General features: G+C 71.0%; 13 protein-coding genes. 6 read left to right on the top strand and 7 right to left on the bottom strand.

Annotation, left to right across the window (positions count from 1 at the left end; genetic code table 11):
- Window positions 1-73 precede the first annotated feature (73 nt).
- On the bottom strand, window positions 74-697 hold the full coding sequence (locus AB0L21_RS13310) for an HAD family acid phosphatase (RefSeq protein ID WP_365783970.1): 624 nt from the start codon (window positions 695-697) through the stop codon (window positions 74-76).
- 457 nt (window positions 698-1154) lie between these two features.
- On the opposite strand from AB0L21_RS13310, the gene AB0L21_RS13305 reads away from it, so the two are divergent.
- Window positions 1155-1706 carry a M23 family metallopeptidase gene (locus AB0L21_RS13305; protein ID WP_365699234.1) on the top strand — a complete coding sequence of 184 codons (552 nt, stop codon included), beginning with the start codon at window positions 1155-1157 and terminating at the stop codon, window positions 1704-1706.
- 1 nt (window position 1707) lies between these two features.
- Here the strand turns inward: AB0L21_RS13305 and AB0L21_RS13300 are convergent, their stop codons facing one another.
- A complete protein-coding gene (locus AB0L21_RS13300) occupies window positions 1708-2307 on the bottom strand; it encodes a TetR/AcrR family transcriptional regulator (RefSeq protein WP_365699236.1) in 600 nt (199 codons plus the stop codon).
- 149 nt (window positions 2308-2456) lie between these two features.
- Between AB0L21_RS13300 and AB0L21_RS13295 the strand changes: the two genes are divergently transcribed.
- The 4 genes from AB0L21_RS13295 to AB0L21_RS13280 all read left to right on the top strand — a co-directional run bounded on the left by AB0L21_RS13295 (window position 2457) and on the right by AB0L21_RS13280 (window position 5889).
- Window positions 2457-4031 (top strand): MDR family MFS transporter, encoded by a 1575-nt coding sequence (locus AB0L21_RS13295; protein WP_365784126.1) that lies wholly within the window; start codon window positions 2457-2459, stop codon window positions 4029-4031.
- Between the two features lie 102 nt (window positions 4032-4133).
- Window positions 4134-4610: a helix-turn-helix transcriptional regulator gene (locus tag AB0L21_RS13290; protein ID WP_365699237.1), complete on the top strand. Its 477-nt coding sequence runs from the start codon at window positions 4134-4136 to the stop codon at window positions 4608-4610.
- A complete protein-coding gene (locus tag AB0L21_RS13285; protein ID WP_365783968.1) occupies window positions 4607-5041 on the top strand; it encodes a VOC family protein in 435 nt (144 codons plus the stop codon). Before AB0L21_RS13290 ends, AB0L21_RS13285 begins: the two co-directional genes overlap by 4 nt.
- Window positions 5038-5889 (top strand): class I SAM-dependent methyltransferase, encoded by an 852-nt coding sequence (locus tag AB0L21_RS13280; RefSeq protein WP_365699239.1) that lies wholly within the window; start codon window positions 5038-5040, stop codon window positions 5887-5889. The genes AB0L21_RS13285 and AB0L21_RS13280 overlap by 4 nt, the downstream gene beginning before the upstream one ends.
- Before the next feature lie 115 nt (window positions 5890-6004).
- On the opposite strand, the gene cseC is transcribed toward AB0L21_RS13280, so the two are convergent.
- The 5 genes from cseC to AB0L21_RS13255 form a co-directional block, all read right to left on the bottom strand.
- Window positions 6005-7366 (bottom strand): two-component system sensor histidine kinase CseC, encoded by a 1362-nt coding sequence (cseC, locus tag AB0L21_RS13275; RefSeq protein ID WP_365699240.1) that lies wholly within the window; start codon window positions 7364-7366, stop codon window positions 6005-6007.
- A 13-nt stretch (window positions 7367-7379) separates the two neighbouring features.
- Entirely contained in the window at window positions 7380-8084 is a 705-nt protein-coding gene (cseB, locus tag AB0L21_RS13270; protein WP_365699241.1) for a two-component system response regulator CseB, read from the bottom strand.
- Window positions 8085-8143: 59 nt separating this feature from the next.
- Complete coding sequence (locus tag AB0L21_RS13265; protein WP_365783966.1) at window positions 8144-8797, bottom strand: hypothetical protein; 654 nt, start codon at window positions 8795-8797, stop codon at window positions 8144-8146.
- Complete coding sequence (locus tag AB0L21_RS13260) at window positions 8785-9324, bottom strand: SigE family RNA polymerase sigma factor (protein WP_365699243.1); 540 nt, start codon at window positions 9322-9324, stop codon at window positions 8785-8787. The genes AB0L21_RS13265 and AB0L21_RS13260 overlap by 13 nt, the downstream gene beginning before the upstream one ends.
- Window positions 9325-9598: 274 nt before the next feature.
- Window positions 9599-10474 carry an A/G-specific adenine glycosylase gene (locus tag AB0L21_RS13255; RefSeq protein WP_365699244.1) on the bottom strand — a complete coding sequence of 292 codons (876 nt, stop codon included), beginning with the start codon at window positions 10472-10474 and terminating at the stop codon, window positions 9599-9601.
- Between the two features lie 181 nt (window positions 10475-10655).
- Here AB0L21_RS13255 and AB0L21_RS13250 point away from each other — a divergent pair, with 181 nt between their 5' ends.
- Window positions 10656-11495, top strand: a complete 840-nt coding sequence (locus AB0L21_RS13250; protein WP_365783964.1) for a hypothetical protein — start codon at window positions 10656-10658, stop codon at window positions 11493-11495.
- Window positions 11496-11498 lie beyond the last annotated feature (3 nt).

The following is an 11498-nucleotide window of genomic DNA, read 5'->3' as shown; positions in this document are numbered from 1 at the left end:
GGTGCCTTCGGGCACCGGCCCCTTCGGCGTTCTCGGCGCGGACAGCCGTATCGGCCACCGCGTACCGCCGGCGTTACGACAACTGTCCGTCGTAGTCCGGCAGTTTGAAGGTCTTCTCGGCGTGGCCGCCGGACAGGTCCGTGGCGCTGTTGCCGATGTTCGCGATGATCGTGTAGCCGTCGTTCTCGATGTCGGCGCGCTGGGCGGTCTTGTAGGCGGCGACGTCCTTGAAGAGGTCGACCAGGCCGCGGACGTGGAGGCCGGAGACGTCGTAGCCGTCGTGTTCGAGGTTGTACTCGGTGGGCCAGTACAGGACGCCGGGGCGGGCGGTGACGAAGAAGAGGGAGACGCCGTGCTCCTGGGCGTAGCGGGCGACGTCCAGGACGGGCCGGTTGGCCGGCTGGGGGTAGCTGAAGCCGAAGTCGGTCTCCAGCGTGGTGTTGTCGATGTCGAAGACGATCGCCTGCTTCTCGCCGGGCCTGGCGGCGGCGATGCGGTCCTTCAGGTACGGCAGGGCCTGGTCCATGACCGCCTGGCAGTCCTTCTGCCAGGTGGCGTAGTCGACCCTGGCGGAGGAGTAGTTCGTGGTCGCGGCCTCGGCCGGGGCGGCCGTCGCTGCCGGAGCGGCCAGGGCTGCCAGTGCGGTCACGGAGACGGCGGTCACGGAGATGCGGCGCGCCCAGGGGCGTCTGGTCATCGGCGGGGGTCCTCTCGCGTCTCTGAATGTCAGGGGCATGATCTGAGGCGAGGGTGGCGCGAGGGGAACCGTAGGGTTACTGGAGGGTAGGCGCATAGAGGCCTGCGTCACATTTCTGCATTCGCCGACAAGGGGAGCCGGTGATATGCGGCACAGGCGAAATGTCCGGTACTAGCCGGGATAGTGGGATGCGTCGGATAGACAAAAGGGGCGAAAAAGGGACTTTTGCCCCACTGGCTTGCCAGAGAGAAGTGCGTCGTCAGAGCCGTGCGGGCCGAGCGGAGCGGCTGTCAAGAAAGCGGGTGGTTTTAGTGGCGTCTACTACCCGGTGCCGTACTTGAGGCGTTTTGGGCTTGATGGGGTGCTCGGTTACCAAGGGATGGCCGCTTCGGTGAAACGTCTCCATGGACGTCCGTACGCCGGGTGGCAGAAGTGTCCCCGAGTTCACGAGGTCCAGATGTTCCAGCGCTTCACGTCCCGCTCTTCCCGTACGTCCTCGCTCCGTGCCCGTGTGACCGTCCTGGCTGCCGGACTCGGCGCCACGGCCGTGCTGGGTACCGGGGTCGCGAGCGCCGCCACCGCGTCCGCCGGCTCCTGGGTCGACCCGGTGAAGAAGTACGCGCTCTCGGCGGGCTTCGCGCAGGCCGGCAACCACTGGGCGCACAAGCACAGCGGCCAGGACTTCGCCGTGCCGACCGGCACCGAGGTCGTCGCCGCGCACGGCGGCACCGTCGTCAAGGCCGGCCCCAACGGCGCCGGTGACGGCCCGGCGTACGGCAACGCCGTCGTCATCAAGCACGGCAACGGCACCTACTCGCAGTACGCGCACCTGTCGCGGGTCGACGTCCGGATCGGCCAGGTCGTCCGGACCGGCCAGCACATCGCGCTGTCCGGCTCCACCGGCAACTCCACCGGTCCGCACCTGCACTTCGAGATCCGTACGACCCCGAACTACGGCTCCGGCATCGACCCGGTCGCGTTCCTGCGCGCCAAGGGTGTGAAGGTCTGACCTAGTCCTTCTCGCGGGCGTGCTCGTGCGCCTGCGCGACGAGGTCCAGGGCGACTTCGAGAACGGCCTCGCGCTTCTTCTCGGAGTCGCCTTCGAGGTCCTGCATCACGAACATCCCGGCGTGCAGCGTGAACATCGCGCTGACCGAGCGGACCTGGTCGACCAGCTCCGCCTCCGGGTCGATGAGGATGTCCCGCAGGCCGCGCATCCGGTCCTTGAACGTGTCGCCGATGCGCAGTTCCCGGACCGTCGCCTGGTTCTCCTGCATGAAGCGGAACAGCGGTTCCGCGCCGGCCAGCGCCTCGCTGTAGCGGCGGACGATCTCCTGCTTGGTCTCCAGGGTGTGCGGCTGCCGTCCGCCCCACTCGATCAGGTCCTCGATCGGCTTCGTCAGATCCGCGAAGAGACTGACGATGATCTCTTCCTTGGTCTTGAAGTGGTAGTACAGGGCCGCTTTCGTGACGTCGAGACGCTCGGCGATCTCCCGCAGGGAGGTCTTCTCGTAGCCCTGCTCCGCGAAGAGTCCGAGCGCCACGTCCTGGATGCGCTGGCGGGTGTTGCCGCGGCGCTGCTGCTTGGTGCCGTCCATGGTGAGGCCCATCCTCGTACTCGTCGCGCTCCCGGGGAAACTTACTTGACGCCCGGCTAGTAGCGGGTCTACCTTCCGTAGTGTAGTAACTAGCCGGGCGGCAAGTAAGTAGCTTCCGCAGGGGGAATGGGAAGACGATGGCGGACACGGTCGAAGGTGTCATGGCGGAGGGCGGACAGCCCCAGAGTGCGGCCGAGGGCAAACAGCCCCGGAGTGTGCGGGTGGTGCTGCTCGCACTGATGATCGCGATGATGCTCGCGATGCTGGACAACATGATCGTCGGCACGGCGATGCCGACGATCGTGGGCGAACTGGGCGGCCTGGAGCACCTCTCCTGGGTCGTCACCGGGTACACCCTGGCCACCGCGGCCTCCACCCCCGTCTGGGGCAAGATCGGCGACATGTACGGGCGCAAGGGCGCCTTCCTCAGCTCGATCGTGATCTTCCTCCTCGGCTCGGCGCTGAGCGGCATGGCCCAGGACATGGGCCAGCTGATCGGGTTCCGGGCCGTGCAGGGCCTGGGCGCCGGCGGTCTGATGGTCGGCGTCATGGCGATCATCGGCGATCTGATCCCGCCGCGGGAGCGGGGCAAGTACCAGGGCATGATGGCCGGCGTGATGGCGCTGGCGATGATCGGCGGTCCGCTCGTCGGCGGCACCATCACCGACAACTGGGGCTGGCGCTGGGCCTTCTACATCAACCTGCCGCTCGGCGCGGTCGCCCTCGCGCTCGTCACCGCCGTACTGCACCTGCCGAAGAAGCGGTCCAAGGCGGGCATCGACTACCTGGGCGTGCTGCTGCTGACCGTCGGCATCACCTCCATCGTGCTGGTCACCACCTGGGGCGGCACCGAGTACGCCTGGACCTCCGCGCGGATCATGGAGCTGACCGGCATCGGCGTGGCCGCGCTGGTCGGGTTCGTGTTCTGGCAGACCAAGGCCGCCGAGCCGGTCGTGCCGCTGCACATCTTCAGGAGCCGCAACTTCACCCTGATGTCGGTCATCGGCTTCATCACCGGCTTCGTGATGTTCGGCGCCACCCTGTTCCTGCCGCTGTACCAGCAGGCCGTGCAGGGCGCCTCCGCCACCAACTCCGGACTGCTGCTGCTGCCGATGCTCGGCGCGATGCTCGTGACCTCGATGGTCGCCGGCCGGGTCACCACCAACAGCGGCCGGTACAAGATCTTCCCGATCGTCGGCGGCGTCCTGATGACCGTCGGCCTGTACCTGCTGTCCCTGATGGACACCGAGACGACCCGCCTGACCTCCGGCCTCTACATGGCCGTGGTCGGCGCGGGCATGGGCTGCCTGATGCAGATCACCATGCTGGTCGCGCAGAACAGCGTCCAGATGAAGGACATGGGCGTGGCGTCCTCCTCGACCACCCTGTTCCGTACGCTCGGCTCGTCCTTCGGCGTGGCCATCATGGGCGCACTGTTCAACCACCGGGTCCAGGACGTCATGGCCGAGCGGGCCGGCGCGCTCGGCAAGAACATCACCGAGAAGTCGGCGCAGCTGGACGCGAAGAGCCTGGAGAAGCTCCCGGCGGTGGTCCGCGAGGCGTACCAGCACGCGGTGTCCTCGGGCACGCACTCCGCCTTCCTGCTCGGGGCCGGGATCTCGGTGCTGGTGCTGATCGCGGCGCTGTTCGTCAAGGAGGTGCCGCTCAAGGGCGGGCCGAAGGCTGCCACCGAGGGTGCCGACGCCGCGCCGGTGGCCGTGGTCGAGGCCGTCTGAGTCTGCCTGAGCCCGAAGGCCCCGGTGCGCGTCCGCAGCGCCGGGGCCTTCGGCCGTTTCGGTCACGGCCCCGATGTCAGACCCCCGTGTCACCATCGGGCCATGGACAAAATCCGCCGCCTGCGTCTGGCCAAGGACGCCATGGACCGGGACTGGGCCGACCCGGGCCTCGACCTGGACGTGGTGGCGGCGCACGCCGGGTACTCGCGGTATCACTTCCTGCGCGCCTTCAAGGAGGCCTACGGCGAGACACCCGGCCACTACCTCACCCACCGGCGGATCGAGCGCGCCGAGGAGATGCTGCGCACCGCCAACCTCACGGTGACCGAGATCTGCACCCTGGTCGGCTTCAGCAGCCTCGGCACGTTCTCCGCCCGCTTCAAGGCCCGCACCGGCCTCACCCCGAGCGAGTACCGGGCGAAGCACGTCGGCCGCGGCGCCGCCCTCATACCCGGCTGCTACGCCATGCTCTGGGCCGGCGGTTTCAACACCGCAACATCGAAGAAGCGCGCCGCGCCCGGCCCTGCCTACGGTGACGAGCAGGAACAGCAGCCTCGTGACAGGAGAGCGCAGCCATGATCAAAGGCCTGGCCATCAGCACCGTGTGGACCACCGACCAGCAGCGGACGAAGGCCTTCTTCACCGAGAAGCTGGGCTTCGAGGTGCGCACCGACCTCGCCCTGGGCGACATGCGCTGGATCACCGTCGGCGCCAAGGACCAGCCCGACCTGGAGCTGGCGCTGATGAGCCTGGACGGCCCGGGCCTGGACCCCGAGTCCGCCGAGGCGCTGAAGAAGCTGGTCGCCAAGGGAGTACTGGGGGCCGGGGCGTTCCACACGGACGACTGCCGGGGCGACTACGCGGCCTTCAAGGCACGCGGAGTGGAGTTCGTCCAGGAGCCGAAGGAGCGGCCGTACGGCATCGAGGCGATCTTCCGCGACGACAGCGGCAACTGGTACTCGCTGACCGAGCGCAGCGAGGAGCTGGACTTCTCCAAGGACTTCGGGTGACCGCGGAACCTGCCGTACTGCCGGACCACACGGCGGTGCGGGTCGCCCTGTGGCGGGCGCTGCACGTCCGGGCCGATCCGCCGCCGCACGTCATCGAGGACGAGATCGGCCTGCGCCTGGCGGATCCCGGTGACGACTGGCGTTCCCGCCCCGACATGGACGAGCGGGACACCCGGCCCGTGCGGGCGTCCATCGCGGCCCGCGCCCGGTTCGTCGAGGACCTCGTCGTGGAGCAGGCCGCGCGGGGCGTCGACCAGTACGTCGTCCTCGGCGCCGGGCTCGACACGTTCGCCCAGCGGCGGCCGGAGATCGCCGCGGGGCTGCGGGTGTTCGAGGCGGACCGGCCCGGGCCGCAGGAGTGGAAGCGGCGCCGGCTCGCCGCGCTCGGCTACGAGGTGCCCGACCGGCTGCGGCTGGTGCCGGTCGACTTCGAGAAGGACTGGTGGGGGCGGCTGCTCGCGGCCGGTCTCGACCCGGGCCGCCCGGCGGTCGTGGCCTGCACCGGCGTGACCATGTACCTCACGCGGGACGCCGTCACCGCGAGCTTCCGGCAGGTCGCGACGCTCGCTCCGGGCTCCACACTCGCCACCACGTTCCTGCGGCCGGCCGCGGACGTCGAGCCGGAGCTGCGGCCCTTCCACGAGGCGGCGGAGCGGGGTGCGCGCGCGTCCGGCACGCCGTTCCTCAGCTACTTCACGCCCCAGCGGATGGTGGCCCTGACCCGCGAGGCCGGCTTCCGCGACGCCCGCCACATACCGGCGGAGGAACTCGCCCGCCGCTACTTCGCCGGCCGACCGGACGGGCTACGGCCGTCGAGAGCGGAGGAACTGGTGGTGGCGACGACCTGAGCAGTCCGACGCGATGGCGGGAGGGGCGCCGGGGCCGGCGTCCCCGCTCGGCCGGGGGGTCTCCTCGGCGAGCGGTGAACCCTCACATCTCCCGAGCCCGGCGAGCGGTGCCTGCCTACGGCACCGAGGCGCCGCCGGACGCGGGCAGCGTCGGATAGCTGCCCGTGTTGGTCGGGGCGTGCTCCGGCAGCCACAGGACGGCCACCGCACCCTCCGCGGGAACGCCTGCGGGCGCCCCCGCGGGCCGTACGTTGCGGAACGTCAGCCGGGCGCCCAGCACGCGCGCCTGGCCCGCCGCGATGGTCAGACCGAGGCCGTGGCCCTGCCCGGCGCGGTCCTTGCTGCCGGTGCGGAACCGGCTCGGCCCCTCGGCGAGCAGCTCGTCCGGGAAGCCGGGGCCGTGGTCGCGGACCCGGATGACCCGCCCCTCCACGGTGACCTCGATCGGTGGCCGGCCGTGCCGGGCGGCGTTGGCGAGCAGGTTGAACAGCACCCGCTCCAGCCGCCGTGGGTCGGTGGTGACCTCCGACTCGTGCACCACCCGTACGGCGATGTCCGGATCCTTGGCGGCCACCCGGCGCCTGACGAACTCGCCGAGCATGATGTCCTGCAGCTCCGCCCGCTCCGAGGCCCCGTCCAGCCGGGCCACCTCCAGGACGTCCTCGACCAGGGTGCGCATGGCCTTGGCCCGGTCCAGGACCAGTTCCGTGGGCCGGCCGGGCGGCAGCAGCTCGGCGGCCGTCAGCAGACCCGTCACCGGGGTGCGCAGCTCGTGCGCGATGTCCGCGGTGACCCGCCGCTCGGCCTCCAGGCGCTGCCGCAGCGCGTCCGCCATGGCGTCCACCGCGCGCGCGAGTTCGTCGGTCTCGTCCCGTACGACCCCGCCGATGGCCTCCTGCACCCGGACGTCGGTCTCGCCGGCCGCGGCCTGGTTCGCGGCGGCCGCCGCCTTGCGCAGCCGCCGGGACAGCTGCCCGCCGATCAGCACGCCCAGCGCGCTGCCGCCGAGCACGACCGCGACCGAGCCGATGACCAGGGCCTGGTCCAGGTCCTGCAGCATGTCGGTGCTGCGGTCGGGCAGATGGCTGTGCAGGGACAGCACATGCCCGTCCTTCACCGGTACGGCCGCCCAGATGTCCGCCGCGCCGTGGTGCTCGGAGACATCGCTCGCCCGGCGGCCCCGCTCGACCTTCTCGCGCAGCGCGGCCGGCAGCTCCGGGTCGTCGACCTTGACGTAGGGGAAGACCGGCCCCCGGTTCAGCTCGTAGTTGCGCTGGGCCATCAGGACCCGGTCGTTGGCGAGCTCGCGCGCGTTGTCCAGCATCGAGACGCGTGCCGCGTTGTGCACGACCAGGCTCAGTACGATCGCCACCAGCCCGGCCACGAGCGCGATGGCCGCGCTGACCTTCCACCTGAGCCCGGTGCGCAGGCCCGCGCGCTCCATGCGCCGGACCGGATGCCGCAGAATCCCCCGCATACCGCCGCTCCGCTCAGGCCTTCAGCTTGTAGCCGAAGCCGCGGACCGTCTCGATCCGGTCCTGGCCGATCTTCTGCCGCAGCCGCTGCACATGCACGTCCACGACCCGGGTGTCGCCGCCCCAGCCGTAGTCCCAGACCCGCTCCAGCAGCTTGTCGCGGGAGAGTACGGTACCCGGCGCGGCGGAGAACTCCAGCAGCAGCCGCATCTCGGTCGGCGTCAGCGCCACCGGCTGCCCGGCCCGGCGCACCTCCATGCCGTCGGTGTCGATCTCCAGGTCCCCGAAGGCGAGCGGGCCGCCGCCGGCCGTCGACGCGGCCTCCTCCGCCTGCGCGGATCCGCCGGCGTGTCCGAAGCGGCGCAGCACCGCGCGGATGCGGGCGACGAGCACGGCACCGTCGAAGGGCTTGGTCACGTAGTCGTCGGCGCCCGCCTCCAGGCCCAGGACGACATCGATGGAGTCGGCCCGCGCCGACAGCATGATCACCGGCACGGTCGACTCGTCACGGATCCGGCGGCACAGGCTGACGCCGTCCAGGCCCGGCACCATGACGTCCAGCAGCGCGATGTCGGGGCGGTTCGCCCGGAACGCCTCCAGGCCCGACAGGCCGTCGGGCATCGCGGTGACCGCGAAGCCGTCCCGCTCCAGGGCGAGCTGGGTGGCCTCGCGGATGACGTCGTCGTCCTCGACGAACAGGACGTGGGTCTGGTCTGCCATCCCGGTGCTCTCAGTCCTCGTGGGGTAGGTGGGGCGGTCAGGTGTGCGGGGCGGGGTGGTCAGCTGTCCGGTACCGGTGTCGGACCCCCGCCGGCGGACTTGCTGTACTCGTTGCGCGTGGGTTTGCCCTGGGCGAACCGTCCCGCCTTCCAGGTGTACGGGGTCACGATCTCACCGGACGGGCTGGAGATCGGGTCGCCCTTCTCGTAGTACTGCCTGGTCACCGACAGGACGCCCTGGTCGATCTCCGCGTAGACCGGGGACTCCTCGGTCTTGAAGACGTTCCTGAAGGAGCCGTCGTCGTCCCGGTACACGTACGAGCCGATGCCGACCGCGTCGGCGCAGGTGAGTACGTTGACGACGACGTCGTCCACCGGGGCCCCGGTCAGATTCCCGTAGGAGACGTCGACCGGGTACTCATCGCCGTTGCACGGTTTCAGCTCCCGCTTGACCGCCGGCGACACCTCGGGGTCGCTCTTGATCAGCGCGACGGGGTCCACCCGCCGGTAGTGCTCGGACGGGCTGGGGGAGGGGGAGGCGACGGCCCCGGCCACCGCCGAGGCGTGGGCCGGGCCCTCGTCCCGCGCGCCCGTGCCCCCGCTGCCGCACGCGGCGAGGAAAAGGGCGGGGGCGGCGAGCGCGGCCCCCACCGCGATCACCGCCTGTGTACTGCCTCGGGCCCGGTCGGGCCCGGCCCCGGTCAGGCCGCGCAACGCTCCCGCTCCTCACGCTCCAGAGCGCGTGCGTCCAGATCGCGGGCCTCCAGCTCCTCACGGAGCCGGGCGAGCGCCCGGTGCAGCGTGCTCTTGACCGTACCGGCCGACATGCCGAGGGCAGCGGCCGTCTCCTCAGTGGACATCTGCTCCCAGTGTCGCAGCACCACGACACTGCGCTGCTTCGGTGCGAGCACCTTCATGACGTCCATCAGCAGAGCCCGGTCGGCGTGCTGCTCGGTGGAGTCCTCCACACAGGCGTCCGGCAGCTGCTCGGTCGGCACTTCCTCCAGCTTGCGCGCACGCCACCACTCGGTCCGTGTGTTGATCATGACCCGGCGCAGATAGGCGTCGGCGAGCCGCTTGTCGGCGATGCCCTCCCAGCGGCCGTACGTCCGCACCAGTGCCGTCTGCAGCAGGTCCTGGGCGTCGACCGGGTCCGGGACCAGCCGACGGGCGCTGCGCAGCAGCGCGTCCTGCCGGCTGCGGACGTACTCCTCGAATTCGAGCACCTCGCCCTGCGCCATGATCAACCGCCTCCGTTCCCCGTTGTGCTTCCGGCTCTTGCCCGAAGTCCCGCTCTCGTCGTGCCCGGTGGTCCGCCGGGCACGGAGAAGAAGCTACGGAGTGGTTGTCACGAGGCTGTGCGGACCAGCCTGCGGCTGGCAATCGGCTATCCGTCGGTTGTGTAACGGACGTGGGAACGGGGTAGAGCGAGCGGGGAGTTTGCGCCGATATGAGGCGATTTGACCGGGCGGAACCTCTGTAACGGGTGCCGAGCTTCTGTCACTTGGCTGTGCGTCAGCCGAGCGGCAGCCGATAGAGACCACCCGGAAGCGGCTCCACCAGACCGTCCGCGACCAGCCCGTCGAGCGCGCGCGCCCGCTGCACCGGCTCGTGCCACACCCGGTCCAGCGCCGCCTGCGGCACCGGCGCGTGCGCCTCCCGCAGCACGGCCAGCAGCTTGCCGCGCACCTGCCGGTCCGTACCGGCGTACGTCTGCCCGCGGCGCGGCGGACCCGCGTGCTCCGGCTTGCCCGCGAGCCGCCAGGCGCACTGCGCGGCGATCGGGCACCGCGGGCACCCCTCGTTCTTCGCCGTGCACACCAGCGCGCCCAGCTCCATGGAGGCGGCGGCCCACCGCGCGGCGGTCCGCTCGTCCTCCGGCAGCAGCTCCCGCGCCAGGCGCCGCTCGGCGGCGGTGGTCGCGTTCGGCGGGTACTGCACCCCGGTCACCGCCCGTGCGAGCACCCGGCGCACATTGGTGTCCAGCACCGCGTGCCGCTGCCCGTACGCGAACGAGGCCACCGCGGCGGCCGTGTACTCACCGATGCCGGGCAGCGCGAGCAGCTGCGCGTGATCCGTCGGTACGTCACCGCCGTGCCGCTCCGTTATGGCGACCGCCGCGCCGTGCAGGCGCAGGGCGCGGCGCGGATATCCGAGCCGGCCCCAGGCGCGCACCGCCTCGCCGGGCGCCTCCTTCGCCAGGTCGGCCGGGCGCGGCCAGCGGGCCAGCCACTCCTCGTAGACGGGCAGCACCCGGTTCACCGGGGTCTGCTGGAGCATGAACTCGCTGACCATCACGCCCCACGGGCCCGCCTCCGGGCGGCGCCAGGGGAGGTCACGGGCGTGGGCGTCGAACCAGGCGATCACGGGGGCGTGCAGCTTCTCAGTCATGGCCCTTCCGATCCTGCCACGGGTTGGCGGGCCCGAAGGGTGACGGCACGGTCACCGAGCGTGGCGGAACACGAAGAACCGCGCCGTCCGCGGCAGTTGCCGGGATGATGATCCGGAAAAGTTGGCGCCGGCGCGGCGGGTGGCGCGAGCAAGCGCGGCGATCTCTCGTACAGTTTGCGCCGTGGGATCTCTGCGCAATCCGGTCGGGCCGCTTCCCTCCTCCATCTACTGGCGTCGGAGGGCCGTACTGCTGTCCGTGGTCGCCCTGTTGGCGCTGGTGATCACATGGATCGTCACCGCCGGCGGCGGGGGCAAGAAGAACACCGACGGGTCCAACGGCAAGAATCCCACACACACCATCACGCCGGGTCCCAGTTCGTCCGGTCCCGCCATCAGCCAACACCCCGGCGGACGCGACGAGTCGGGCGGCGGGGACTCCAGCGGCAGCGGCTCCGGCTCCGGCTCCGGTTCCGGCTCCGCCTCTGGCGGGGACGGCGGGGACGGCGGGGACGGCGGGGACGGCGGTTCCTCGGGCGCCGGTGACGGCTCGGCTTCGGGTACGGCGTCCGGTGGCGGCGGCGTCGGTACGGGCGACACGCTCCCGGCGTCCTCCACGCTGCCCGACTGCACGGCCGGAGCGGTGGCGTTGAGCCTGCGCAGCGTGCACAACTCCTACTCGCCGGACCAGACGCCGACGTTCGAACTCACCGCGAAGAACAGCTCGTCGGCCGACTGCAAGGTCGATCTCGGTCCGAAGAACGCGGTGTTGACGGTCACGCCGGCGGACGGCGACGACACGTTCTGGTCGTCGGCCGACTGTCCCGAGGGCACGGGCAGGCTGGTGTTCCGGGTGCCCGCCGGGCAGAGCATCACCTACACCGTGAAGTGGGACCGCAAACCGAGCGCGGCCCACTGCGCGACGCCCTCCGGGGGTTCCGCGAAGCCGGGCACGTACCTGCTGGAGGCCAAGACCCCGGGGTTCGGGAAGACGCACGCGTCGTTCGTGCTGTCGGCGGACTAGAGG

Source organism: Streptomyces sp. NPDC052721, assembly GCF_040678315.1.
GTDB lineage: Bacteria > Actinomycetota > Actinomycetes > Streptomycetales > Streptomycetaceae > Streptomyces.
The sequence above is the reverse complement of the archived record's forward strand: the minus strand, read 5'-3'. Positions and strand labels throughout refer to the sequence as shown.

Coding starts and splice junctions, on each gene's coding strand:
- AB0L21_RS13310 (WP_365783970.1), bottom strand. CDS start 697: ATGACCAGACGCCCCTGGGCGCGCCGCATCTCCGTGACCGCCGTCTCC.
- AB0L21_RS13305 (WP_365699234.1), top strand. CDS start 1,155: ATGTTCCAGCGCTTCACGTCCCGCTCTTCCCGTACGTCCTCGCTCCGT.
- AB0L21_RS13300 (WP_365699236.1), bottom strand. CDS start 2,307: ATGGGCCTCACCATGGACGGCACCAAGCAGCAGCGCCGCGGCAACACC.
- AB0L21_RS13295 (WP_365784126.1), top strand. CDS start 2,457: ATGGCGGAGGGCGGACAGCCCCAGAGTGCGGCCGAGGGCAAACAGCCC.
- AB0L21_RS13290 (WP_365699237.1), top strand. CDS start 4,134: ATGGACAAAATCCGCCGCCTGCGTCTGGCCAAGGACGCCATGGACCGG.
- AB0L21_RS13285 (WP_365783968.1), top strand. CDS start 4,607: ATGATCAAAGGCCTGGCCATCAGCACCGTGTGGACCACCGACCAGCAG.
- cseC (WP_365699240.1), bottom strand. CDS start 7,366: ATGCGGGGGATTCTGCGGCATCCGGTCCGGCGCATGGAGCGCGCGGGC.
- cseB (WP_365699241.1), bottom strand. CDS start 8,084: ATGGCAGACCAGACCCACGTCCTGTTCGTCGAGGACGACGACGTCATC.
- AB0L21_RS13260 (WP_365699243.1), bottom strand. CDS start 9,324: ATGGCGCAGGGCGAGGTGCTCGAATTCGAGGAGTACGTCCGCAGCCGG.
- AB0L21_RS13255 (WP_365699244.1), bottom strand. CDS start 10,474: ATGACTGAGAAGCTGCACGCCCCCGTGATCGCCTGGTTCGACGCCCAC.